The following is a 25798-nucleotide window of genomic DNA, read 5'->3' as shown; positions in this document are numbered from 1 at the left end:
AATGGGATAAAAAAAATCCAATTATTGAATTTTAAATTGAAAAATTTTTCTAAACTTTCTTTATTAAACATTATCTAATTAAATTGATTAAACTCTATTTTTATACAAATTTCAAGTTGCAATTTGAATTATATCAATTATACTAAGTGTCCTTTAAATTTATTTGAAATATATAAAATTATAAATTGGGAGTGTTCATAATTTTGTGTTTTAGATTATTATGGATTTTTCAAATAGAAATCTAATTTGTGGCATTTAGATAATGTCCTTAAAAAAAACAATTATATTGAATCTTGCTCTTCAGACTTAATTAGATTAGCATCAAAAAATCGCTTTTTAATGCGGCGATATGACCACTCAATAAATATAGATTCTAGCATAACAACGGATATAAAAATGACAATAATAACAGATCCTAATGCTGAAATTTTTAACCAAAATGTTTGTTCATCAAGAAGAAAATGATTAAAGAATACAAAAATTACTGACAAAAGAAGAATTCATATTGATAAAATATAAAAAAATAAAATTTTAAATAAATAGTAGAAAAACTTTTTTCTATTAAAATTTTTTTCATTTTTATTAAAAATTGAAGCAAAAATAAATGTATAAAATCAATAATAGTTTTGAACCACAGTTACAACCCAGTTAAATTCACTAATTTCCTTGCGGTTCCTTAACTTAATATAATGATATTTAAAAGAACGTCTAGTACGCTTAGGGGAGTTGATTACTTCTGTGAAAAGGCTAATTATTGGGTAGTTATGTTGATATTTTCAACAAATTTTTCTTGATTTCTTCCTCTTTTTTTTACAATTTTCAGTGTCAACAAGAACGGAATTTACAAAAGATTCTAAATTAAAATTTTGTAAAAATTCAAAGGTTGTGGTTTTATTTTTCAAATCATATTTTCGGTATAAAAATTTCTTAAAAAAGTAAATAACAAATTTTGCTCAAAAAGCATTTAAAAAAAACCCAAAAAACGCAATGAAAGAATATATCGCCACATTCATAATATTCGGAAATCAAATATTATAGTCGTAAAAATAATTATGTTTATTTTCTAGGCTAAAAACAAAATTTTCACCAAAAGAAAAAAAATGAACTCTGTAAACAAAAATTAACACAAATAATGAAATGGTCAAAATGATTGAAAATAAATGAAGAATTAAATAGAAAAGTCTCGAAATTAGTCTGGTTTTATAGTATAAAATCCCCTCAAAACTGTTGTATTCTACAAGTAAATCAAATAATTTATAATAGCTATTAGTACCAAAAAATGGAATAAAAAAAATTCAATTATTAAATTTTAGATTAAAAAATTTTTCTAAACTTTTTTTATCAAACATTATCTAATTAAATTAGTTGTCCTATATTTTTATAATACAAATCTTCAAATTATATTTTGAATAACATCAATTACAGCAAGGGCAAGTTTAATTTTCCAATTCACTCAACTAGCAGAAACTAAAATTGGTCTAGTTTTTAATACTATTTTTCTTAAGACGTCAATTGTTTTAAGTATTGAATAAATACGCGTCTTAGCCTTTCTTACTTCTGGGATAAATACCCTCTTGTTTCAATCTTCAAATTCCTTAATTTTTTGATACCTAATCCTTAGTCATTCAGAATCATTAGTCATGTCGTTATAAGCTCGCTTATATTCAATAGCTAAATAAGTTAAGGTTCCAGCAGCTGTTGCTGATGCGGCGACAGCAAAAAAATTTCAAGAAAAGGCATAAGCGATTGTAAGAGCATAATTGATAGCAGCAAAAACTGATGATTTTACATGACCATTTCAAATCTCATTTGCTAATTGTTCAAAGGTCATAGAATCACTACTTGAATAAGAAGAAAAGTTAACCGAATTAATCTTGGTGTTTTTGGAAGATTCAGTTTTGAGATTTTTAGAGTTTTCTTTAATAATTTTGTCTAAATCCAACCCTTTTGTTTTTAACTGTGTTTTTGCTAATTGTTCTAAATCTGCACTAGGATTTTTTTCAATTTTATCAATGAAAGAATTAAAATCATTTTCAAATTTTGTAAAATCAGCGATTTTTATGGGATTGTTTTCCTCAGAATTAGCGCTAAAGTTTTCAGCATCTAATTTTCTAATATGATCTAATGTTTTTTTTGCTTCTTCGCGTAATAAAGAAACGTTTACTTTATCTTTTTTCGAATTCATATTAGCATATGAATTATAATTTTGTGTGTTTGGCTTGTTAATTGAAGCTGCTATAATGATTGGGCTTGCACTCAAGAGCATTAGCATCCCATAAGGTAATATTTTTTTCATAATTATCCTTTAAATTTGTTTAAACTATATAAAATTATTAAATTAATTTTAACATAATTTACTAATTTTAAAAAGAATAAATTGCAATTTAAAATAAATTAATAAAAAAAATAGACACACCTTTTTTGATGCGTCTAAATTAATGTGTTTGTTTCTTTATTTTTTAAGGTAGTTTTATTCTATTTAAAATTTCAGATTTTAAATTTTTCCTCATTTTTGTAAGGTTTTTTTGGTTTTAGCTGAAACTTTAATACGAACTTTTTGCCCTGAGGCAGTTTTTAGTACTATTTGTTGTAAATTTAAATTAAATTTACGTTTTGTTGCATTTAGGGCGTGAGAACGGTTATTTCCGCTCATTGGTCCACGTTGTGAAATTGGGTCTTTTCTTGCCATTTTTTTCCTCCTGTGATAAGAAAGGGATTATTTTTGACCTTTTTCTAAAGCAATTTTAATGATATTATCAAATTCAGTTTTGCGACTAATTGCCATTTCAGCAAGCATTTTACGATTAATTTCAATGTTAGCAAGTTTGATTTTATGCATTAATTGCGAATATGAAATTCCTTGGTCACGAGCTGCAGCATTTATTCTACTAATTCATAATTTTCGAAATTCACGTTTACGCTGTTTTCGATCACGAAAAGCATAGGTTCAAGATTTAATTACTGCTTGTTTTGCAACTTTAAATCCGATTGATTTATGCCCTCAATAACCTTTTGCTAATTTTAATCAACGACGGCGACGCTGGCGCGTTACACTTCCACCTTTGACTCTCATAATAAAATTTCTCCTTTTATATAATGTAGTTTCAAAAAATTTAGTGAATTCTTTGAATTAATTAAATTAGTTTTTTTATTCTTTTGTAATCTGAAGGATCGATTAAAGTAGCTTTTCTTGATTGACGCTTTTGTTTTGTAGATTTATTTTGCGCTAAATGTGAGCGATATGCATGTCCGTGTTTAATTTTTCCGGTTGCAGTAACCTTAATTCTTTTTTTCAAAGCTGACTTTGTTTTTAATTTGATTTTAGGCATTTTTTTCCTTATTTTGAATTTCTTCGTATTCTAAAAGTTCTTTTAGCTGTTTTGAAGAAGTGAATTTAGGTAGTTTTTTGCGATCACGTTCAAGATGCATAACTAAAAAATTACCGTTTTGTGAAATTTCCTTGCTTTTTTTGGCAATGTATTTCAATTGATCAAAAAATATCTCAAGTGTTATTTTACCTTGATCAATTCGGGTAATTTCACGACCACGAAAACGAAGAGCAATTTTTACACGGTCGCCATCAAGAATAAACTCTCTAGCTTTTTTTGATTTTACAAGAATATCTTGCTTGTTAATATTAAAACTAACCCGTATTTCGCGGTTATTAGTAAAGGATTGCTTTTCCTTTTCTTCCTTTTTTTTCTTTTTTATGTCGTATCGAAACTTACCATAATCAAGAATTTTCGCTATTGGAACTTTTTGAACTTTTTCATCTTTAGTTTTTACTTCTTTAATTGAAATTAAAACTAAGTCAAGTCCTTTGGATTTTGCAAGTTCAAGCGCTTCTTTAGTCGGAGTTTTTCCAATTTTTTCATTGTCAGATCCAACTAAAAAAACGTTAGGAAACATGATATTTTCGTTAATTTGGTGATCTTGTTGTGGCTTTCTTTGAAAAAGATTTTTAGGATTCAAAATTTAAATTTATCTCCATTTTCAATGGTTTTTACTATGTTTATACAAAAATCTTAAAAAGTATTAAATTATAATTTAAACAAAAAAATAATAATCTTTGTTTGCTAGGTAAACCCAAGATCCTGCGATCTTCAGGTGAGAGCAAATCTACTTTCTGCAAATAAAAATTTGCATTATAATTATACTTAATTTTTAAATTTTCAAAAGCAAATTTTTAAAAATTTAAAAATTAATAAACAAATTGCACCATTTTTTCGTTTTCAACTACTAAAAAGGTGTCTCCCTTTTCAGCTCCAAATGGTTTTAAAACATTACGCGCTAAATTAAAATCGCTTTTTATCGCGTTAAATTCAGAAATAGAATTAATTGAAACAAAAACTGAAGATGTTATTCCAAATCCTGAAATTAATTTTTCATTATTTACAACACCAATAACGGCGGTATTTGGACGAAACTTAGCTATTGCTTTTAAAAGTTCGCCAGTTCTTGATAAAACAACAGTATATTTTATTTCATTTTCATAAGCAAGGTGAGCTAATTTGTGAGCAATTTTTGCTCGAGGACCTTTTGAATTTTTAGTAATTACTGCCAACTGTTTTGTATAAAAAAGCTTATTATAGAACTCTTTTTCGGCTCTTTTATTAATTACGGCCATAACTTGAACTGACTCAACAGGAAATTGTCCTTGGGCTGATTCACCAGATAACATTGTCGCATCAGCACCTAATTCAGTTGCTCAATAAACATCAGAAACCTCAGCACGAGTTGGTTGAGAAGATTTTTCCATTGAATCAAGCATTTGTGTTGCCACAACAACAGTTTTACCTGCAAAACGACATTTTCTAATTATTCTTTTTTGTTGATAAGGAACTTCTTCATAAGGAACTTCGAGTCCTAAATCACCACGGGCTACCATAATTCCATCAGATAACTCGATGATTTCATCGATATTTTCAAGACCTAATGTTGATTCTATTTTTGAAATTATTTGAATGTGAGAACCACCGTTTTCATCTAAAAGTTTACGTAATTCCTTAACATTTTCAGCTGAATTTACAAAGGATGCAGCAACATAATTAATATTTTCTGAAATCCCAAAAAGCACGTCGTTAATGTCTTTTTGAGATAAAAAAGGTAATGAAAAAGGAACCCCAGGCATATTTAGGCGCTTGTTTGGTTTTAAAATGTGGGAATTTTTTGTCTTTACAACAACTTTTCCATCTTCAATTTCAACAACTTCTGATTGTAATTTTCCATCATCAAAAAGAACTCTGTCGCCAACTTTTAAGTCTTTATCAATTTCGTGTGAAACAGTTATTACTTGGTCAGTTCCTTCAAAATTTTCATAAGAATCTTTATCAGTTAGGACAGTTAAATGTTGATTTGCAAGAATTTTTTGCGAACCATTAAGAATTTTACCTACACGGATTTCAGGTCCTTTTGTGTCAAGCATAATTGAAATTGGAATTTGAAGTTCTTGAGAAGCTTTGCGAGCATTTTCGAATTTTTGACGTTGCTCTTCGTATGTTCCGTGAGAAAAATTAGCCCGAATTACGCTAACTCCAGCTAAAACTAATTGTTTTAAAACTTCATAATCTTGGGTTGATGGGCCGATTGTCGCAATTATTTTCGTTCTTTTTGAAATATAATTTTTCATTGCATTCATGATTTTGTTTGTGTCCTTGTTTTTAGTTTTCGAATTGTTGAAAATATATAAAAAATTATTTATAATTATAATATCAAACTAAAAAAATATTAGCAAATTTTTAATGTTTTTTTCAAAAAATCAGGCCCTGAACCTTCAAAATGAAGATTTTTATCTATTTTTGACTTGTTAATAAAAATTTCAAGCTCTTTTTCAGTTTGAAAATGAGACGAAATTAAGTTTATAGTCTCCAAATTTTCTCAGTTGAATGATAAGAAAATTTGGCTAACTTCAAAATTCTCAACAATAATTTTGAAGTTATTTTCAAATTTGTCAAAATTTTTAAAAAAATCAAATTTGACTTTATAGAAATTCAACAATTTACTATCATTTTTAAAAGAAAACTCACCAAAAATATCAATTTTTTTTGGTGAGTTTCCAACAAAAGAGTAAATATCAACATTAATTTTGTTTGAATTAAATTTAATGGTTTGGATCGCATTGTCGGCAAATGAATCAGATTTAATTTGGCTAACTCATTCAGGAATTAGGAGGTTTTCAATTTGATTATTTGCAAAAACTGAGCTATTTAATACAGTTACTTTTTCAGGAATTTTAATATTTTTTATTAAATTAGATTCAAAAGCTGAGTCTAAAATAATTTCAACATTTGGGCCAAAAACTACTTCCTCAATTTTATTTAACATGAAAGCAGACTCGCCAATTTTTAAAAGTGAATTTGGCAAAATTAGTTTTTTTATTTCTAAATTCATTCCTGAAAAAGCAAAATCACCAATTTCTTGAAAATTAAAGGATGATAAATTCAGAATTTTTCCTTGCAAAAATTCTGAATTTTTAATTATTTTTAATGCTTCATCGCGGGATAATATGAAAACTTGCACTTTTTTCCTAAATTTTTCCTTTTTTAGACCTATTTTGGACTTTTGACTAACTTTGGGTGAAAGGAGATACAAATAATGAAAAAACAACCAAACCAAAATTTCGTTAAATTAAGCGAAAAAGATAAACATGAAACTAGCGGAGCTGGTGCTTTTGCTGTTATTTCAAATGTAGCAACTGCAGTTGGAAAAATAGCACCTGCTTTACTCGGAATCGCCGCTGTTTATCGAACTTTTACAACAGGATCTGGTGAAATTAAAAGTGACGGTCATACTGTAAAATGAGATGACTCAAAACTTGCTAAAGCAGAAGCAGAAAAAGCACTAAAACAACCAATTTATTTTATTTATTAACTTAATTACTGTTAAATTTTAAATATAACAAAAAGAATTTTAAACTATTATTTATAAATTAATTGTTCATTTTCTTCTTGGCCAAATTCTAAAATAAAAGCCTCGATTAAATCAGTTGCAGCCTTAATGTCAGAAATACTAATTAGGCCATATGTTGAATGTAAATAGCGCTGTGGAATCGAGATGCTAACTGTCGGAGTTCCATATCCTGAATATTGGAGTTCTTCTGCATCAGTCCCTCCACCTTGAGAAACATATCGGTAAATTGGTATGTTTCTTTCTTTGGCAATTTTAAAAATAATGTCAACAAGTCTTGGATCCATGAGTGCGCCACCATCGGCAATATCAATAGCAACTCCGGCTCCTAATTTTTGCACGCCAGGGATTGCATCCTCAGTATCATGGGCAGCACCTGTATCAATTGCAAAAGCAACATCAGCTTTAATCATTTTTGCAACCATTTTTGCACCACGTGAACCGACTTCTTCTTGAACAGTTCCGACTAAAATTGGATTAGATTTTAAATTTTTATTATGCAAACGATGAGCAAGTTCGTCAATTACAACAACTCCAGCACGGTTATCTATCGCTTTTGATGCAAAATAATCTTGATTATGCATCAAAAAACTAGGGTTATTAAAGTAAATTCTGTTTCCTATTTCAACGGAAAGATCTTGGGCTTCTTTTTTTGATCTAAAGCCAAAATCAAAATAAAGATCTTTTACCATCAAAGCTTTTTCAATTTTCTGGCGTTCCATAATGTGAATCGAAGTATGACCAGCAACACCGTAAAATTCTTGGCCTAAAGAGTTTATTAACTTAAATTTAGCACCAATTACAGCGTTTCCTCAAATACCACCAACAGATTTTACTTTTATATAACCTTTTTCGGTAATGTCTAAAACGATGAAGCCAACCTCATCCATATGTGCTGCAACAACTATTTTAGGTCCAGAATTTTGCTTTTTTTGTTGCATAATTAATGACCCAAAACCGTCACGAGAATAATTTAGATCAAGATTAGCAGTTGACCTTTTTAATTCAGCAACAATTTCATCCTCATAACGGGACATTCCATCAATATCGCAATATTTTTTTAATTTTTCTAATATTTGCATAACAAATTCCTTTAAACGTTTTTGATATAAAATTATACACTTTTTTCTATAAATTCCAATTAATTTGCTCTTTATTTTTTAGTTTTAAAAAATCATTGATTTTTTCAAAAACTCTTGAATTTTCTAGCGACCTTCAAAAACCCAGAGGCGAAGGATGTGAATAAAAAAACACTTTTTGAACAGAAAAGTCCACATTTTTAAGGCAAGTTTTAGCCTTTTGACCTAAAATTAAAAAAACAATGTCTTTTTTGTTGGCCACAATAAAATTTATTAAATTAAGACTAAAAGTTTGTCATCCTATTTTTTCATGTGAATTAGGACTTGATTCTCTGACAGAAAGAACTGTATTTAATAAAAGAACACCTTGTTTTGCTCAATTTTGCAGATTTCCGTCTGTTTTTGAAAAGTTTGGATATGATTTTTTTATTTCAGAAAAAATATTTTTAAGCGATGGTGGTAAAATTTTTGCGCGACTGGAAAAAGCGAGTCCATCTGCTTGTCCTTTTTGATGATAAGGGTCTTGGCCGACAATTACTATTTTTAACTTTTCAAGACTTGTTAGCTCGATGGCACGAAATAAGTCTTGTTTTTGCGGGTATATTTGATAATTTTTGTATTCAATTTCTAGTGTTTTTTCAAGCTGTTGGAAATAAGTTTTGTTTCTTTCTTGTTCTAAAAAAGTGGAAAAAGTTAGGCTAGATTTCATAGGTCAAATTATAACAAACTAAAAAAATAATTTTTTTGCTTTTTTAATAAAAGTGGTATAATTTCTTTGTTTATTTTGTTAAACCATCCCATACCAAAAAGGTTAAAATCTAAATAATATCAGTATTTAGTGCCTTTAGGATGATTATTCATAGGAGCATCTTATGTTTGCAATTATTAAAACCGGTGGTAAACAGCTTTTAGTTGAAAAGGATCAAACAATTTTTATTGAAAAAATTGATAAAAATGAAGGTGAAAATGTAATTTTCACAGATGTTCTTTTTATTAATGGAAAAATTGGAACTCCTTTTGTTGAAAATGCAACTGTTGTTGGCGTTGTCGAAAAACAAGGCCGTGGTAAAAAAATTGTCGTTTACCGTCACAATCCAAAATCAACTCACAAACGTAAATTAGGGCACAGACAACCCTTTACCCGCGTAAAAATAACAGAATTGAAGGGATAATTTAGAAATGGCAAAGACCAAAGCTGGTGGTTCTACCAAGAATGGCCGTGATTCGATAGGTCGTAGACTCGGTCAAAAAATCGCTGATGGACAATTTGCGCTAACTGGTTCAATAATTTACCGCCAAAGGGGAACTAAAATTTACCCTGGATTAAATGTTGGAATTGGTGGCGATGATACTTTATTTGCACTTGCTGATGGAATTGTAAAATTTCATAAAACTAGAAAGCGCAAATATGCAACAGTTATTGTTAGCGATTAAAATTTAAAAAAGCTGACACTTCGGGTGTTAGCTTTTTTAAATTTTCAAATGCAACAAAAAGGAGAATACTAATGTCAAGACACTTTATAAAAGACGAGTTTGATATGATTTATAAAATTAACAGTGAATTTGGATTAAAACAAACAATAAATTATATAAATGATATTTCGCCAGATACAAATTTTATAACCAGAAAACATCTAGATCTAAGAATCGAAAAAAATATTCGATGCTATAATAATGGTATGCAAGATCAATTATTAAATAAAAAGGGTGCCAACAAAAAGCCGGGCAGTCGCAAACCTAAAAAACAAATTGAACCTGATTGAAACGAATTTACAATAGAAGAATTAATAGAAATAGCTAAGAGATATTACGAAATAACTAAAGATAAATCAGAATAAGGAAAACTTAGCGAACCAAAAAAACTAAATATTCCCAGAATTTCTTAAATAGAGATTATCTAAAATATCATCAGTAATTTTTTCTTTTGGAAGATCGGTAATTTTTTTAGATATATGCTCGCATGTTTGTGGTGAGTTGCAACACTTAACCACCAATTTTCCATTTTTGGAATCTCATGTAAATTTATTTCTATCAAACTGAGTATGTGAGTTTTTATCTAAAGCTATTAAATTATGAGCTTCTGTGATTTTTTTAACAAAGCGTTGTACTTCATGACTGGCAAGTTTATAGCTTTCCCTATTTACTAGTTTTACTATTTCATCTTTAATTCTTTCAACTGGGAAAATATGTGCCCTGTCTAAATAAAATTGTTTATCCAAATCAAGAATATTAATAGAATCTATCTTAATTTTTTGAATTTTTGTTCTTTCTTTTTCTACTAAAGAATTAATTTGATCTAATGATAAATACTTTTTAATTTCTGCTAAAACTTTCTTGCCACTTTCTTTACTGGATTTTTTGCTAGTGAGTTTTACTAATGATTGATAAACTTTATGAAGTTTTGAATTTTTAGGAGCATCTTTAAATCTATCAAAATAATTTTCACCATCTTCGAATAAATCATCATCCTTATAAATACCATAATATTCATCATATTCATAATTATTATTTTTAAAATCAGAATAATATGTGAAAAAGAGTGCAAAATAACTGATATTTTTATCAAAATTTTCCTCATCATCTAAAATAATAGGAGCATTTTCAGGTATAAATAATTCACCACCTGGGTTGGAACCATAGATAAATTTATATAAATTTTTAATTGTGGTTAAAAAATTTGGTTTTGATAATAGTTTATTTAACTCTGCAATTTCATCTTTATTTAAGATTTGTAAATCATCTTGATTATAAATTTTAGATCTAGGTGGTCTATCTTTTTGAACAACTTTTTGCTCAAGACTATTAAAAAAATCTTCCCTTTTTTTATAATAGCAACAACTTGTTTCATTAATATCGTGTTGTTCATGTTTTTCTCTATGACTTTTAGTTACTAATTTAGACATGACACAGCTATTAATTTTAATATAAAAATGATGAATTACTAAAGTTTCAATATCATAAACAAAAAATATTTCCCCTTTAAATTGTGGTTTATCTTTGTTTTCTGAAAAGTGTTTGCTTTTAATTTTTAATTTACTCCATCTCAAAGTTGCGCTCATCTATTACTCCTTTTCTAAAAGCAAAACAATTTTTTCAAATAGTGCTTTTAGAACTTCGATAGATATTGAATTACCAGCTAAAAATATTATAGATTTTGGTGGAACTAAATTTGTTTTATAAATTTTATGAGCATCACACGCTGTAAAACCCATATATTTAAAGGACTCATAGAAATTTATTTCTCTTATGTAGTTTTCTTGAATCAAAAATTTAAGTCTAGAGTTAGCCCCTGATGCTGTAAGTGTTGGCCCGAAAAAGTCAGGATAATAAATATAGTTTTCAGAATTAAATTTAGTAAAATTAATAATTTCCCTTTTCTTAATACTTGAGTTTGTTATTCTAGGGGTTGTTAGTTGATATTTAGAAATTTTGCTAGCTAGATTTTCTTCATTTGGTACATGAGTAAAATCTAAAATCTTCTTTAAATTATTGTTATGTTTTATTGGGGTTGGTCATTCAAATTTTTTATTAGTCAACCAAGAAACCATGAAAACTCTTTGTCTATTTTGAGATGAACCAAAATCAGTAGAGTTTAAAATTTTTCATTTACTTTTGTAGCCTAAAGTTTTTAAAAAATTAATTCAATTATTAAATTCAGCACGAAATTTTTGACTAGCTAAATTTTTTACATTTTCCATCAACAAAACTTTAGGTAAATTATCTAAATTATTTTCTAAAATTCTTTTGATTTGCCAAAGTAGCCCGCTTCTTGTTGAAGGATTAAGACCTTTTTGTAATCCTTGTGTCGATAAGTCTTGGCAAGGGAAAGAATAAGTAAAAATATCTATATTTTTAGGTATTTGATTAACTTGATGAATATCTGAATATCAAGGATAATAATTATTTTTATTATTCTTAGAAGGAGAGAGAGAGAGAGAGAGAGAGTGAGTGAGTGAGAGACGGATTATTGAGCATTTTTAAAAAATAAGGATAAATTTTACGCAATTTATCTTCCTTCATTTTTTGAAAATAATTTTTAGACACTAAATTTTTGCTATCTATTGAAAGGCTTAATGAAGAAAGTTGATCAATAATTACTTCTATTGGCGTTTTTGTATCTGCTGGTAAGACTTCATAATTAATAATTTGATAAGAAATAATAGCGTGAATATATCACTCAATAATTCCTAATGATTCAACTTCAAAATTTAGAGTTTTTCCTACCAATTTGAGCGCACGTAATTGTGATCCTAGACCAGCAAAAGCTTCAAAAATAGTTATTTTTTTCATAAATAACCTTTCTTCAAAAATTACTTTATATTATAACGCGTAATAAAAACTTAAAGTAAATTCAAAGACTATAGAAATCGTAAATTTTACAAAAAGTGTATAAATTTATAGAAAATTTTTGAAAAAACCAGGCAAAAATAAACCAAGACAAAAAAGTTAACAGTAAGGTGTTGGCTTTTTTTCCGAGTTTATTTTTTAATTTTGTTTATTTTTTAGAGCAAAAATCTAAAAAAATTAGTTAGATCAGCCTAAATTTTTAACTCCTGAGTTTGACAGTTTGATGGCAAAAATTCGCTTTTAGTGAATGTGAATTTGCAAAAAATACCCGTAAATGCTTGTTTTTTTTAGGCTAAAACCTTAATTTTTATAGTTTAGAAATTAACCTTTTGAAAAAAATGTTTGGCCTAAAATAAAATTATGTTATAATAAGACTCACTAAGAATAAATTAATAAATTTTGATATTGAATTAAGGGGAAATTAGTTATGTTTTTGTCATAAAAAAATTAGAAAATGCGAATTATCCATTATGTTTTTAAATATGATGGAATGCCTTAAATTTACCCGTTTAGAAATCTTTGAATTTATGGCTTTTGGTTATTGTTCTTTCAAAACTTCATATATTTTTTTAGGCTCACTGTAAATAAAAATGAGTTTTCTATTCGCATTGAGTTTAAATAGTAGTTGTATTTTTTCTTTCGTGATGGTCAGATTTAAAATTTAGTGTTTTTGCTTTGTAGTTATTCCCGAGTTTCCCAGTTTGAAGGCAAAAATTCACTTTTTAGTGAATATAAATATGAAAAAGACCCGTAAATCGGTGCTTTTTGAATGTAAAACCTTAATTTTAATTGGTAGCATTTGGTAGCATTTTAAGTAATTTTATGGTATAATTATACATTATGAAAAAACAAAATTTGTTTTTATTTAGTGTTTGAGGATCTTCAAAAGATAAACCATATAAATATGTTGGCTGAACACAAGGTTATTCCAAAGATCCAAAACGTTGATTTAGTTTAGGAAATGAGCGGAATTTGGAAAAAATTAATCCAAATGCTGTTCAAATTATCAAAGAAAAATTGAAATTGTTTTCAAATTTAGATGACAAAGATAAAGTCAAGGCTATTTTACTTGATTCTATTAAAAATTCAAGCATAATCGAAGGTTCGGTTTTTGTTGGCGGGGAATTAATTGAAAAACTTATTGAAAAGCACAATATTTTTGAATCACTTCCTAAAAGTAGACATAAAAATATGAAGGAAATTTTTAACTACTTAATTTCAAAACGGATCACTGATCCTGGCAGCATTATTAATGCTTTTGATAAAAAGGATGACTACTCAAATCAAATAAATACTTCCAAAAATAGCTTTTATAGACTTTTAGATCTTGTCTATGAGTCACAAAATCAACTTTTAAATAGTGTCAACAAAATGGTTATAAGCGAACTTGGAAAAAGGGACAGTGAATTTTATTTTGATTCATCAACAGTCTATTTTGAGACATTTGAAAGAAATGGATTAAGAATTCCTGGTTATTCTAAAGATGCTAAATTCAAAGAAGACCAAATTGTCATTGGCTTAGCGTGTGATAAAAATGGTATTCCTTTTCATATTAAAGTTTTTAAAGGAAATACCGGCGATTCTAGTACATTAATCCCTTTTGTATTAGATGTTGAATCCAAATATAATATCAAAAATATGACAATAATCGCTGATCGTGGCATGTCAACTGCCGCAAATATTCGATTTCTTGAATCAAGAAACTATAATTTCATTATTTCTTATCGTGCAAAGGTAGGAACTCAAAAATTCAAAAATTATTTACTAGATCCAAGCGATTATGTTAATGTAAGTGCGGATTTTAAGTATAAAAAGAAGAATTTTATTCATCTTATAAGAATAAAAGATACACCGAAAATATTAGAAGAAGAATTATTACTTACAGTGCAAAAAAGAGCGATAAAAGACAGCAAAGCTCGCGAAGAGCAAATCGAAAGTTTTATTAAAAAGCAAAATAAAGATGGTTTTATTGAAGTAAACAAATTGTTTGGCAAAAAACCTAAATATTTTAAGGAAATTTCAAACATGAAATTTGAATTAGATCAAAGTAAAATTGACAAAGACAAACAATTTGATGGTTACTATGTTTATGAAACAAATATACTAAATTCAAATGTCTTAGACATAGTTGAAAAATACCAAAAACAGTGGAATATTGAAGCTAATTTTAGAAGTCTAAAAGGTTTGTTGAATATTCTACTCGTATTTTTAAGAATTGACGAGCACATTCTAGCTCATACACTTTTGTGTTTTATCTCACTAGTTATTTTAAAAACTATAATATTTAAAATCAACAAACATATTAGTGATAACAAGTTATTTCAAAACAATCAATTAACTGAGGTTAGTTTAGTAACGATGTTGCAAAAATTAAGACAAAGGGTCGAATTTAACACTTTAGATCAGCAAATGATATTTAAAAATCGAGATGGTGTTCCTAGTGATCCGAATATTTGAAATAGGTATGATTTTTACTATGATGTGTTAATAAATCAGTAAAAAAATTGTTATTAACTTTTACCGAAAAACTTAAAAAAGTACCTAAAACCAGATGCTTTTTTAAAATTACCTTATGAAACTGGGAAACTCAGGAGATTTAAAATTTAGTGTTTTTGCTTTGTAGTTATTATTCCTGAATTTGCCAAAAAAGTTAAAAAAGTGCCCAAAAAATCGGACACTTTTTTAAGATTATCTCACCAAACTGGGAAGATCAGGAAAACGCTAAAAAATTACTTAGATCAGCCTAAATTTTTCACTAACTCTTTTTTGTAATCTTCAACGCCAGGTTGATTAAATGGATTAACACCGAGCAAATAAGCCGACATTGCGCATGCTTTTTCAAAAAACATTACTAAATGACCGAATGTTTTTGGCGAGCTGTCTTCAACTTGAATTACAAAATTAGGGTTATTTCCTTGTTCTGAATGCGCTAGTGTTGTTGCTAAAAATGCTTGATAATTAATTTCATTTAAGGTTTTTCCTGAAAGTGTGTTAATTTTTGTTTCAAAAGTTGGTAACTTCTGAATTTCAATGTCAAATTTTGGTTTCTTTATATAAATAACGGTTTGGAAAAAATTTTTAGTTCCAGATTGAATAAATTGACCAAGTGAATGCAAATCTGTAGTAAAAATTGCAGAAGCTGGAAAAATTCCTTTTAAATCTTTTCCTTCAGATTCACCAAAAAGTTGTTTTCACCACTCATTAAAATACATTAAAAATGGCTCATATGAAACTAAAATTTCAGTTTTATAGTCGTGATTTTTGTAAAGCAAAAAACGAGAAAGTGCGTATTTATAGGCTAAATTTTCTTCAACAAGCTCTTTTGAATAACTCTTGTGCGCTTGTTTTGCTCCTTCAATTACCTCAAAAACATCAATTCCAGCAAATATCATTGGAAAAAATCCAACAGATGAAAGAACGCTAAAACGGCCACCAATTGAGTCAATAACTTCAAATGTTTCAAAATTATTTGCTTTCGCTATTTCTAAAAGTTCGCCAGATTTAAAACCTGTTGTAATAAAAGTCCTATTTTTTGCTTCTTTTTCACCAACTTGATCAACTAAAAATTGGTATAAAATTTGAAATGTTACTGCTGGCTCGATTGTTGATCCAGATTTGGAAATAACATTAATTGCGAATTTTTTTGTCTTTAAATATTCAAGTTTTTGGGCTAAATCTGTTGATGATAGCGAATTCCCTAAAAAAATAACCTCAGGTTTATTATCAAAAGGGCCAAGACCAGCTGTAAAATCAATAGCAGCTTTTGCACCCAAATATGAACCACCAATTCCAATTACAACTAAAATATTAATAGAGTCTTCATGTAATTTTTGGATTTTTTGCTGCATTTTTTTGATTTCATCAAAATTAACAGCGGAATTAGGAAAATCATTTCACCCTAAAAAATTAATATCAGGACTAGATTTTGAATTAATTTTTTCGTGAATTTCAGCAACTTTTTGCTGAAATTCACTATAATTCAGGTTTATTTTTGACTTTATTTCTAAACTTAGACTCATAATTTATTTGCTCCTCGCATAATTTTTGTAGATTTTTAAATCCTGATTGAGTTTCTAAAAGATGTTCGGCTTCATTGTAGTAAATTACTCTACGGGTATCTAAAAGTGATGCTTTTTTGTTAAAATGAGAAATTGTCTCAATTTTTAGAATAAGTTGTTGGCCTATTTGGTAATAATTATCAATTTTTCGACCATTTGTTAGTTGTTTTGCATCTAAAAAAACAACGCCATCATAGCCATCAGGCATTGAAACCCAAAAATATTTTTTATGTAGAGATTTGATTTTACATAGCACTTTGTCACCGATATCCATATTTTACTCGCTTTTTGTTGTTTTTGTTTAATCAAATAATTTTACTTGTGTTATTTTAGAAATTTTACCAAAAACTCCAAGTTATATTAATTTTTTTAGTGTTATATTGTTTGTTTCTGTCCTGGTTTGAAAATCTTCAATTGGCAAAAAAGGCCGTAAATTACAGGCTTGAATGATTTTTCGGGCGTTAATATCACCAATTCCATCAACTGAAATAAATAGTGAAATTAATGAATTATTTTTTTCCATGGCTTTGCCAGTTTGATTGCAAAAAATAAGACAAAGGGTTGAATTTAACACATAGAATTAGCGATGATATTTAAAAATCGCGATGGTGTTCCTAGTAATCAAAATATTTGAAATAGCCATGATTTCTACTTTGATATCTTAATAAATCACTAATAAAATTTGTAATTAACTTTTGGCAAAAAAATTAAAAAAGCATAGAAAGCCCGAGACTTTTTTAAAATTATCTCATCAAACTCGTAAACTCGGGAAGACTCAAAACAAAATAAATTAGTAGAAAAATTAGCAAAAGTGGCACAATCAAAATCATAGATAAAAACTAGTTATCTGAATTTTTTCTGCTAATTTTAATAATTTTTACCCTTCAAAAAGTCAAAATGTCAGCGATGTTTTTGGGAAATAAAGAACCACAGGAATAATGACATAACCTAGAAAAAGAAATAAGAGTGGTAGTAATCAAACAGCAACATCTTCTCGAAAAAGTTCTTTATATAGATTCGCATTTAATTGGTCTCAATAATGATATCCAGCAACTAATCAAAGTGGATATCATGTAAATATAAAATGCAATGCTGTAAAAATGAAATAAAATATTAAAAAATATTTTCATTTTTTTGGATTGATTTTTGATTCTGAATTATTAGAATTATCAGAATTAAATAAAAACACTTCCAAAATTATATGAGCATAATATCTTGGTAGATAAGTATCTGTATATCATCCAGAATTATTTATTGACTTAATAATATTTTCAACAATTTGGTCATATTTATGTCAATCATTCATGTCAAAAAAACGTGAATAAAGTTTTCTTTGACACGCAAATTTATAATATCTATCATAATCAAAGCTAGTTAAAAAACCGAATTTATTTTCTGGATTTAGTCGACCTAATTTTTGTTTCACTTTTTTTATTAAATAAAAACGGAATATTTTTTGTAAAAAACTACAAACATATGAATAAGGGAAATAAAAAATTAAGTAAGTAATTATTTCAAACAAATGCAAAATAAAAAAATTGTTAAAAATTTTTGAATAAAAATGTCTTAAAAAATCTCCATTATGACTCAAACTTAGCATTGAAACAATTGCAAAATAAGGAAATGGATAGCTTATTAAAAAAAACAAAATAAGCAAAAAATAGTGCTTTTTTTGCTTATAAGGATTAAACAGAAAAACTAAAAAGAAAAAAAGTCTAAAATACAAAACATTAGACAAAAACGGGATTATTGAAAATTTTTTTGGTATTTTAAGGTTTAGAAATTTTTCAACTCTTGATCAAAAGTTCATTTTTTTAATTAATTAACCTAAGGAAGCCATTGATTGGAAAAAATCTATTGCAGATAACACAATAACAATTTGGGGATTAACCCATTTTACCGAATTTAGAATAACCATCACTGCTTTTTGTCCTAATCTTAATTTTTTCCACATTTCTAAAATTTTGAGTGGTGTTGATACGATACTATAACGAGATAATGCTTTAGATGCTTCTTTAGTATAATAAATAGCGTCTGTTTCTTTAATAGCATCTCAATTTTTGTCATACACAAGAGAATTATAAGCATCTTTGTATAGAACTGAAAGGTATGTTGAGACACCGCCAGCAATAGTGCTAGCAAATGCTGATCCCAACATTCAAATAACTCCATAAGCCACTGCAAGACCGTAATTTATTGCGGCAAATGCGGCATTGAAAACGTGTTGCTGCCAAAGTTTATCCGCAAATTCTTTCATTTTTAAATTAGGAGCACTCTTAGAAGAAAAGGATTGAGGCTTAATAAGTAATTCTTGATTTTGAATTTTATCATTTTTTAAATTTTTTGAAGCAAATATTTTTTCAATATTATCAGCGGTAACACCTTTTTTTAGTAATTTTTCTTTAGCAATTTTTTCCAAGTTTAAATTCGGGTTTTGTGAAACTTCATCGATAAAATCTTGAAAATCTTTTTCAAATTTTGAAAAATCCTTAATCCGTGCTTCAGTATTTTCGTTAGTAGAAGAAAAGGACTCGGCATTTTTTTGTTTTAAAGCTGAAATTACTTTCAGAGATTCGGATTTTAATGTTTTAGAGAAAGTTGTCTCAGATATATTTTTATCATTTTTGACAGTTTTTTGATTAATACTTAATATTAAAAAAGGCAAAGTAACAGCTGTCGCAAAAGTTGTTATTCCAAAAATGATTTTAAATTTGGATAATTTAAGCATTTAAAGCCTCCTTAAATTTATCATTAGATATAAAAAGTAGCTAATTATATTATACTATATTATATTAAAAAGCCATGATCAACTCGATGTTACTTGGGTTAGATTTAAAATTTAGTGTTTTTGCTTTTATAGTTATTTTCCGGGTTTGCCAGTTTGATTACAAAAATTAAGACAAAGGGTTGAATTTAACACTTTAGATAAGCAAATGATATTTAAAAATCACTTGGTATTCCTAGTGATCCGAATATTTGACATAGATATAATTTTTACTTTGATTTCTTAATAAATCGGTAAATTAGGTAAAAAGGTCAGAAATAAACTTTTGCCAAAATAGTTAAAAAATTGCGTAAAACACGAGACTTTTTTAAGATTATCTCATTAAACTGGGAAAGTCGGGTGATTTTATTTCTAAACTTAGACTCAGAATTTATTTGCTCCTGGCATAATTTTTGTAGATTTTTAAATCCCGATTGAGTTTCTAAAAGATATTCGGCATCATTGTAGTAAATTACTCTACGGCTATCTGAAAGTGATGCTTTCTTGTTAAAATGAGAAATTGTTTCAATTTTTAGAATAAGTTGTTGGCCAATTTGGTAATAATTATCAATTTTTCGGCCTTTTGTTAGTTGTTTTGCATCTAAAAAAACAACACCAACATAGTCTTTAGGCATTGAAACCCAAAAATATGTTTTGTGTAAAGATTTGACTTTGCATAAAACTTTGCCACCGATATTCATAATTTTACTCGCTTTTTGTTGTTTTTACTTAATCAAATAAATTTACTTGTGTTGTCTTAGAAATTTTATCAAAAACTCCCAATTGTATTAATTTTTTTAGCGCTGTATTATTTGTGTCTGTCCTGGTTTGAAAATCTTCAATTGACGAAAAAGGTCGTAAATTACGGGCTTGAATGATTTTTCGGGCATTAATATCACCAATTCCATCAACTGAAATAAATGGTGGAATTAATGAATTATTTTCTTTATTAACAATTCAATTTTGAGCATCTGACATTAAAAGATTAACATTTTCAATTTCAAATCCTCGTAGTTTTAGTTCAAGACTGATTTCTAAAAAGGGAATTAAATCCTTTTCTTTTGGGGTTAAAGCTTGGCCTGATCCGTTTTGATTTGTTTGCTTTTGTTGTAGTGTCAGAATTTTAGCCTCAATTTTGTCCGCCGGTTGAATTAATGTATCAATATCTTTAACATCAGGTCTGATAGAAAAATATGATGAATAAAATGCAAGTGGGTGATATAGTTTAAAATATGCAATTTTTCAAGCTTTCATTGCATAAGCAACCGCGTGGGCTTTTGGAAACATATAGCCAATTTTTTGCAATGAGTCAATATACCAAGTTGGCACCTTTTTTTCAGTTAAAATATCAATTTCGCCTTGTGTAAGTCCTTTTCCTTTTCGAACTTTTTCCATAATATTAAAAGCATCAAGATGATCTAGTTTCATTCTTAAAAGATAAATCATAATATCGTCACGACAGGAAATTACCTCGTTAATTGCGTGGTTTTTTTTGGAAATTAGCACTTCAGCATTATTTTGCCAGACTCCACCTCCGTGGGCAAGACCACAAACTGCAACAATATCAGCAAAAGATTTTACCTTTGCAACTTGAAGCATTCTTCTAACAAAAGGAGTCCCAAATTCTGGAATTCCAATTGTTCCTGTCTGCTCGCCAAGCATTTGACCTGGTTGTATACCTAATTCTTTTGCTGAGGTAAAAAGTGATAAGATTTTATGGTCACTTTTTGGAATTTGATCCGATTTTACTCCAGTAATTTCCTCTAAATGAAGCAAAATTGTCGGATCATCATGACCTAAAATATCTAGTTTTAAAAGGTTATCATGAAGCGCATTATAATCAAAATGCGTTGTTTTTCAGTCAGATTTTTCATTATTTGCCGGAAAATTAATAGGGGTAAAATCTTCTATTTCACGGTTTTGAGGGATGACTATAATTCCACCAGCGTGTTTTCCTGATGTTCGTTTTACACCTTGGGCTTTTGTGGCTAGAAAATCGAGAAATGTATTTGTAAAATATGAAACTTCACGGTTAAGATCAAATTTTGAATCATACATTGCCTTAAATTCGCCAAGTTTTCTCCCTAGACCAAAAACAGTTTTTTCGGCATTTGTCAAAATAGTTCCAGCACGAAATGTTTTATCTTTTCCAAAAAGGTCACGAACAAAATCATGCATTTTAAGTTGCGTTTCACCTGAAAAATTTAGATCAATGTCAGGAACTTTTTCGGCATTAAATCCTAAAAAAGTCTCAAAAGGGATGTTATGACCGTCTTTATCCATAAGTTGACCACAATTTTGACATTCTTTGTCTAGTAAATCATATCCTGATAAAAATTCTTGTGAGTCAAAAAATTCCACTTTAGAGCATTTTTGGCACAAATAATGCGGTAAAAGTGGGTTTACATCTGTAATTCCAGTCAAATATGCTACAATAGAAGAACCTACCGACCCACGAGAATCGACAATTGCACCTTGAGATTTGGCTTCATCGACTATTCGCTTTGAAATTCAATAAACAACGTGAAAACCGTGCTGAATGATTGGAATAAGTTCCTTTTCTATTCTAGTTTTGATTATTTCTGGCAATGGATTTCCGTATTTTTTATATGCATTTTTGTAAACAGTTTCTTTTAAATTAACTTCAGAATTATCAAATTCTGGCGGGTGAAGGCCAGGTTTGATAATTTCAATACTATCTGAAATTGAATTAGCAATTAAATTAGAGTTTTTTACCACAAATTCATCAACTAATTCAGGATTTTGCAAAAATTCAAACTGTTTTTTTAACTCATCAGTTGTAAAAAAATGTTTATCAGGAAAAATATGACTGTTTTTAGGGTCTTTTCGTTCTTTTTCTTGATGATCGAACAAATGATGGTTGACTCCGCCAACACCTTTTGCATAAATATAAAGTTCATGAAAAATTTTTTCACGAGACTGGCAATAACGAACATCACCAATTGCAACAGCTGGAATTTTTAATTTTTTTGCCAAATTCAACAGGTTTTTTATCAAATCTTCAATCTGATTTTGTGTAAAAATTTCGCGTTTTACTAAATGAACAAACGCAGTTGGAGGTGGAACTTCGATAAAATCGAATATTTTTTCAAATTTTTCAACACTGTCAGGTCCAAAATAGAGTAAATTCTGGATCAAAAGCGAATCGATTCCTCCTGAACCTACCAATAAATCAGGGTCTTTTTCCATTTTGTCATAAAAAATTAGCGGACGAGAAATTAAATTTTCTGTGTTTGCTAGCGATACTAATTTATAAAGTTTTTTTAGCCCGATTTGATTTTTGGCTAATATTGTCAACTGTTTTGGGAAAACTTTTTCTGGACGAATATCAAAAATTGAGTTTTTTACTGATGAAAGTTGCTCTAAATCATGAATATTTTGGTTTTGTAATGTATTAAGAAAATTTCTCCAAACATTGGATAAAATTTGAGCATCATAATCTGCCCGGTGAGCTACCTCATCATCATAGTAAATTTCAAATCTTTTTGCAACATTTTTAAGACTATGACTTTTTTCAGAAGGATTCAAAAAACGACTTACTTCGAGCGTATCAATAATCGGATTTTCTACTGATTTTTGTGCATGTTTTTTAAAAAATTGATTTAAAAAATTAAAGTCAAAATTTGCATTATGGGCCACTAGAACAGAATTTTTAATAATTTTTTCTATTTTCTCAACAGCATCACCTGGCAAAATCGCGAATTCATCAATCATTTCCTGGGTAATTCCAGTAATTTTCGTAATTAAATGTGGTATTTTTTGTGATGGTTTAATAAAAAACTGATGTTTTTCAATTTCAATTCCATCTTGAAAAACAAGCACACCAAATTCAATAATTTCATTATAATATGATGAAAGTCCGGTTGTTTCTAAGTCGAAAATGACAAATCTTGCTGAATTTAGTTGCTGATTTTTACCATTAAAATTTAAAACTTTTTCAATTTTTGATGGATATGTTGAAAAAGTTGAACCGTAAATAGGCTTAATATTTGTCGATTTAATAGCAGCATAAAACTCAGGAAAAGCTTGGACTGAATCTAAATCAGCTATTCCAACTGCCGAATATCCATTTTTTAATGCATGACGAACATATGCACTTGCACTTGCGATTCCGTCCATAGTTGATTTTCAAGTTCTAGCGGCAATTTCAACTCTTTTTTCATTAGCAGTATCAATATTTTGGTCAGGGAAAAAGTCAGATGTTTCTATTTTAGTAATGTCACACAAAGTTAGATCAATATTTGATTTATATCGCGAAGTTGTGTCTTTAATTTCAGCACGAATTTTTACTAAATCGCCAACTTTTAGGTCAACATTTTGATTTGCTCGCAAAAATTTATCAACAACAACTGCTTCTGTGTATTCATAGTCATTTACATAAATTTTTAAAATTTGACCACCGTTTTTTGATTTTATTGTTGAAATTTTATAAATTTCACCGTGGAATTCAACATTAGGATTCTTATGTGAGCGAATGAATTTTAAATTAATAAGCTCAAAATTACTATGTTTTTTAGAGGTTTTTTTCTTGCGAATAGAAGTTTGAGGTGGTGAAGTGTCCAAAACACTTTCTATAGGTATATTCAATTCTTTTTGAGGTGGTAATTGCCTGTTTTCAAGTATAAAAATTAGATCTAAATGAATTAGACCAATTTTTTTTATTATTTTCAGCAATTTATTTTCATGCTCTTTAAAAGAATTAAAGCTTTCTGGATCTGAAAAGAAAATTTTAAATTTAGCTGGACCGGCTATTACGATTTCTTTATCTGTAAAAAAATTCTTAGATTTTGAAATCTTTTCCATTAAACCATTTAGATACTCTAATAACTCATGTTCATGAAAATAATTCTGTTCAATTTCATAATCAAAATTAATTTTACAACTTGAAATTGAGGATTTTTTATTAATTGTCGAAATTAACTTAATAAATGAATATAAGTCAAAAAATTTTGGTAGGGTAGTTTTTTTAAATATTGCCGAAAATTCATTTGAGGTATTATCTTGGTTTGAATTTTCTTTTTGAATTATTCAAACATCATCTCAATCTGGCGGTATTTGCCAATTAACTCACTCACAAAATTTTTTGAATCGTACATTCATAGCCACCCTCATTCTTTTTTAAAAAAGAAAAAAATTAAATTATTAGAATAATTGTAAAAAATGATAAAAAAACAAAACTAATAGAGTCAAGACGGTCAAAAATTCCACCATGGCCCTTAATAATTTGTGAAAAATCCTTTATATTCAAATATCTTTTTATAACAGAAAAAAATATGTCACCAAAAATAGCTATAATTGGTAGAAAAATTATTGCCAAAATTTTAAACAGTAGTCAATTATTCAAACTAATTCCGAAATTTAGATGTAAAAAAATTAATAAAGTAAAAATTAAGGAAAAAATGAAGGAAAAAATGAATCCTTCCATTGATTTTTTGGGAGAAAAATCAAATTTTCAAGCAAATATTTTTCTTCCAAAGATTGAACCAAAAATATAACCAAAAATGTCGGAAATTACGGCAATTAAAGCCAAAGAAATAACTAAAAATACATTAAATGTGTTTAATATTCACAAAAATTTAAAAAATAATGTAACTATAAAAATAATTATAAATTTAAGTAAAATATCAGAGAAAAAACGAGAATTAGTTTTTTGTTTAGAATCCATAAATCTAATAACTATTAAAAAAGGTAAGGCAAAGAAAATATGATAATCTAAAACTTGTTCTCTTGCAAAAAATTCTACTGAACTTCAACTAAACTCGACGTCTTTAGAAAAATAGATCTGATTTAAATTAAAATTTGAAGGTAATAAAAACAGTAAAAAACCTAATGATGCAGATATTGCAGCAAAAATTTTTCTGGATTGAAAGTGAAAAAAAATTTCGTATAAACTATAAAATAAAATAAATGCTAAAACACCAAAGGAAATTATTCGTCCCCAAAAATGTCAATAATAACCTACAAATAAAATTGGAGCAATTATTGCGATAATAAAAACTGAGGATAAAAAGCGATATAAAAATTCCTTAGATGTAAAATTTGGGAAAAATGCCCGCATTTTTTAAATAGTTTGAATTTCTTTTACTTTTTTTTCATAAATTTCATCAATTTTTTCTATTTGTGAATTGATTGTTTTTTGAACCTGGTTGAGATAGTCTTTTTCTTGATCCTCGGAAAGCTCTTCTTTTTTTATTAATTTATTAACATCTTGACGAATTAGACGTATTTTAACTTTGGCTTCTTCGTGAATTTTCTTTAATAAATGAACGCTTTCCTGGCGTTTTTGCTGTGTTGGTTCAGGAAAAATTATACGGACTTGGTTAGCTTCTTTTTGAACTTGAGCATCAATTTTTGATGCAACTATTGCGGTTGCAATTTCCTTTACAAGTGACATTTCATACGGTCTTACTAAAAGTTGTAAAGGTACAGGGGTTGAAATTGATGCAATTTCATTAATTGGGGTTAATGTCCCGTAAAAACTAACTTTAATATGGGAAATTAATTGGGGGTTTGGTGCACCAACGCTTACTTTTTGGAAACTTTTCTCCAAATAGGAATAAACATCTTGCGCTTTTTGTTCTAGAATTTCTTTATAAAAATTGAATTCAATTTCAGATTTCATT

27 protein-coding genes are annotated in these 25798 nt (G+C 28.1%); 5 read left to right on the top strand and 22 right to left on the bottom strand.

Annotation, left to right across the window (positions count from 1 at the left end):
* Positions 1-281: 281 nt before the first annotated feature.
* The 8 genes from PWA39_RS00450 to PWA39_RS00415 form a co-directional block, all read right to left on the bottom strand.
* Entirely contained in the window at positions 282-902 is a 621-nt protein-coding gene (locus tag PWA39_RS00450; RefSeq protein ID WP_274827457.1) for a hypothetical protein, read from the bottom strand.
* 476 nt (positions 903-1378) lie between these two features.
* Positions 1379-2296 (bottom strand): hypothetical protein, encoded by a 918-nt coding sequence (locus PWA39_RS00445; protein ID WP_069099639.1) that lies wholly within the window; start codon positions 2294-2296, stop codon positions 1379-1381.
* 198 nt (positions 2297-2494) lie between these two features.
* Entirely contained in the window at positions 2495-2689 is a 195-nt protein-coding gene (gene rpmB / locus PWA39_RS00440) for a 50S ribosomal protein L28 (RefSeq protein WP_010321263.1), read from the bottom strand.
* 27 nt (positions 2690-2716) lie between these two features.
* Entirely contained in the window at positions 2717-3073 is a 357-nt protein-coding gene (gene rplT, locus PWA39_RS00435) for a 50S ribosomal protein L20 (protein WP_044284349.1), read from the bottom strand.
* 61 nt (positions 3074-3134) lie between these two features.
* On the bottom strand, positions 3135-3329 hold the full coding sequence (gene rpmI, locus PWA39_RS00430) for a 50S ribosomal protein L35 (protein ID WP_044284348.1): 195 nt from the start codon (positions 3327-3329) through the stop codon (positions 3135-3137).
* Positions 3322-3972: a translation initiation factor IF-3 gene (gene infC, locus PWA39_RS00425; protein WP_010321260.1), complete on the bottom strand. Its 651-nt coding sequence runs from the start codon at positions 3970-3972 to the stop codon at positions 3322-3324. Before infC ends, rpmI begins: the two co-directional genes overlap by 8 nt.
* Before the next feature lie 229 nt (positions 3973-4201).
* Positions 4202-5638, bottom strand: a complete 1437-nt coding sequence (gene pyk, locus PWA39_RS00420; RefSeq protein WP_080684857.1) for a pyruvate kinase — start codon at positions 5636-5638, stop codon at positions 4202-4204.
* Between the two features lie 89 nt (positions 5639-5727).
* Positions 5728-6519 (bottom strand): leucine-rich repeat domain-containing protein, encoded by a 792-nt coding sequence (locus PWA39_RS00415; protein WP_069099640.1) that lies wholly within the window; start codon positions 6517-6519, stop codon positions 5728-5730.
* Positions 6520-6594: 75 nt separating this feature from the next.
* On the opposite strand from PWA39_RS00415, the gene PWA39_RS00410 reads away from it, so the two are divergent.
* Positions 6595-6870 carry a hypothetical protein gene (locus tag PWA39_RS00410; RefSeq protein WP_069099641.1) on the top strand — a complete coding sequence of 92 codons (276 nt, stop codon included), beginning with the start codon at positions 6595-6597 and terminating at the stop codon, positions 6868-6870.
* A gap of 47 nt (positions 6871-6917) precedes the next feature.
* Here PWA39_RS00410 and PWA39_RS00405 read toward each other — a convergent pair whose 3' ends face one another.
* Positions 6918-7988 (bottom strand): M20/M25/M40 family metallo-hydrolase, encoded by a 1071-nt coding sequence (locus tag PWA39_RS00405; protein WP_069099642.1) that lies wholly within the window; start codon positions 7986-7988, stop codon positions 6918-6920.
* Between the two features lie 46 nt (positions 7989-8034).
* Positions 8035-8694 (bottom strand): uracil-DNA glycosylase, encoded by a 660-nt coding sequence (locus tag PWA39_RS00400; protein ID WP_069099643.1) that lies wholly within the window; start codon positions 8692-8694, stop codon positions 8035-8037.
* A 163-nt stretch (positions 8695-8857) separates the two neighbouring features.
* Between PWA39_RS00400 and rplU the strand changes: the two genes are divergently transcribed.
* From rplU to PWA39_RS00385, 3 genes are all read left to right on the top strand, one after another.
* Positions 8858-9157 (top strand): 50S ribosomal protein L21, encoded by a 300-nt coding sequence (gene rplU / locus PWA39_RS00395; RefSeq protein WP_044284344.1) that lies wholly within the window; start codon positions 8858-8860, stop codon positions 9155-9157.
* 7 nt (positions 9158-9164) lie between these two features.
* On the top strand, positions 9165-9419 hold the full coding sequence (gene rpmA / locus PWA39_RS00390; RefSeq protein ID WP_010321253.1) for a 50S ribosomal protein L27: 255 nt from the start codon (positions 9165-9167) through the stop codon (positions 9417-9419).
* Between the two features lie 71 nt (positions 9420-9490).
* Complete coding sequence (locus tag PWA39_RS00385; protein WP_075949671.1) at positions 9491-9823, top strand: transposase; 333 nt, start codon at positions 9491-9493, stop codon at positions 9821-9823.
* A gap of 24 nt (positions 9824-9847) precedes the next feature.
* On the opposite strand, the gene PWA39_RS00380 is transcribed toward PWA39_RS00385, so the two are convergent.
* The 3 genes from PWA39_RS00380 to dcm_N all read right to left on the bottom strand — a co-directional run bounded on the left by PWA39_RS00380 (position 9848) and on the right by dcm_N (position 12275).
* Positions 9848-11044 carry an MAG4270 family putative restriction endonuclease gene (locus PWA39_RS00380; RefSeq protein ID WP_069099645.1) on the bottom strand — a complete coding sequence of 399 codons (1197 nt, stop codon included), beginning with the start codon at positions 11042-11044 and terminating at the stop codon, positions 9848-9850.
* A 3-nt stretch (positions 11045-11047) separates the two neighbouring features.
* Positions 11048-11827 (bottom strand): DNA (cytosine-5-)-methyltransferase, encoded by a 780-nt coding sequence (gene dcm / locus PWA39_RS00375; RefSeq protein WP_240534050.1) that lies wholly within the window; start codon positions 11825-11827, stop codon positions 11048-11050.
* 73 nt (positions 11828-11900) lie between these two features.
* Positions 11901-12275, bottom strand: coding sequence for a DNA (cytosine-5-)-methyltransferase N-terminal subunit (gene dcm_N, locus PWA39_RS00370; protein WP_069099647.1), 375 nt, complete (start codon positions 12273-12275; stop codon positions 11901-11903).
* A gap of 897 nt (positions 12276-13172) precedes the next feature.
* On the opposite strand from dcm_N, the gene PWA39_RS00365 reads away from it, so the two are divergent.
* A complete protein-coding gene (locus PWA39_RS00365) occupies positions 13173-14831 on the top strand; it encodes an IS1634 family transposase (RefSeq protein ID WP_274827456.1) in 1659 nt (552 codons plus the stop codon).
* 230 nt (positions 14832-15061) lie between these two features.
* Here PWA39_RS00365 and PWA39_RS00360 read toward each other — a convergent pair whose 3' ends face one another.
* The 9 genes from PWA39_RS00360 to PWA39_RS00320 all read right to left on the bottom strand — a co-directional run bounded on the left by PWA39_RS00360 (position 15062) and on the right by PWA39_RS00320 (position 25797).
* Positions 15062-16351, bottom strand: a complete 1290-nt coding sequence (locus tag PWA39_RS00360) for a glucose-6-phosphate isomerase (protein WP_069099185.1) — start codon at positions 16349-16351, stop codon at positions 15062-15064.
* The gene (locus PWA39_RS00355; protein ID WP_069099184.1) at positions 16305-16664 is read right to left on the bottom strand and encodes a hypothetical protein; all 360 of its coding nucleotides are present in this window, start codon (positions 16662-16664) and stop codon (positions 16305-16307) included. Before PWA39_RS00355 ends, PWA39_RS00360 begins: the two co-directional genes overlap by 47 nt.
* An 81-nt stretch (positions 16665-16745) precedes the next feature.
* Positions 16746-16913 (bottom strand): hypothetical protein, encoded by a 168-nt coding sequence (locus PWA39_RS00350; protein WP_158005234.1) that lies wholly within the window; start codon positions 16911-16913, stop codon positions 16746-16748.
* 354 nt (positions 16914-17267) lie between these two features.
* A complete protein-coding gene (locus PWA39_RS00345; protein WP_240534002.1) occupies positions 17268-17816 on the bottom strand; it encodes a hypothetical protein in 549 nt (182 codons plus the stop codon).
* A gap of 396 nt (positions 17817-18212) precedes the next feature.
* Entirely contained in the window at positions 18213-19118 is a 906-nt protein-coding gene (locus PWA39_RS00340; protein WP_069099182.1) for a hypothetical protein, read from the bottom strand.
* Between the two features lie 266 nt (positions 19119-19384).
* Positions 19385-19789, bottom strand: coding sequence for a hypothetical protein (locus tag PWA39_RS00335; protein ID WP_124983464.1), 405 nt, complete (start codon positions 19787-19789; stop codon positions 19385-19387).
* 94 nt (positions 19790-19883) lie between these two features.
* Positions 19884-24275 (bottom strand): PolC-type DNA polymerase III, encoded by a 4392-nt coding sequence (locus PWA39_RS00330; RefSeq protein ID WP_069099180.1) that lies wholly within the window; start codon positions 24273-24275, stop codon positions 19884-19886.
* A gap of 34 nt (positions 24276-24309) precedes the next feature.
* Positions 24310-25233 carry a phosphatidate cytidylyltransferase gene (locus PWA39_RS00325; RefSeq protein WP_069099179.1) on the bottom strand — a complete coding sequence of 308 codons (924 nt, stop codon included), beginning with the start codon at positions 25231-25233 and terminating at the stop codon, positions 24310-24312.
* Between the two features lie 3 nt (positions 25234-25236).
* Positions 25237-25797 (bottom strand): ribosome-recycling factor, encoded by a 561-nt coding sequence (locus tag PWA39_RS00320; RefSeq protein ID WP_069099178.1) that lies wholly within the window; start codon positions 25795-25797, stop codon positions 25237-25239.
* Between the last annotated feature and the right edge of the window lies 1 nt (position 25798).

The sequence above is a fragment of the Mesomycoplasma ovipneumoniae ATCC 29419 genome, assembly GCF_028885435.1.
In the GTDB taxonomy this organism is placed as follows: Bacteria; Bacillota_I; Bacilli_A; order Mycoplasmatales; family Metamycoplasmataceae; genus Mesomycoplasma; species Mesomycoplasma ovipneumoniae.
The sequence above is the reverse complement of the archived record's forward strand: the minus strand, read 5'-3'. Positions and strand labels throughout refer to the sequence as shown.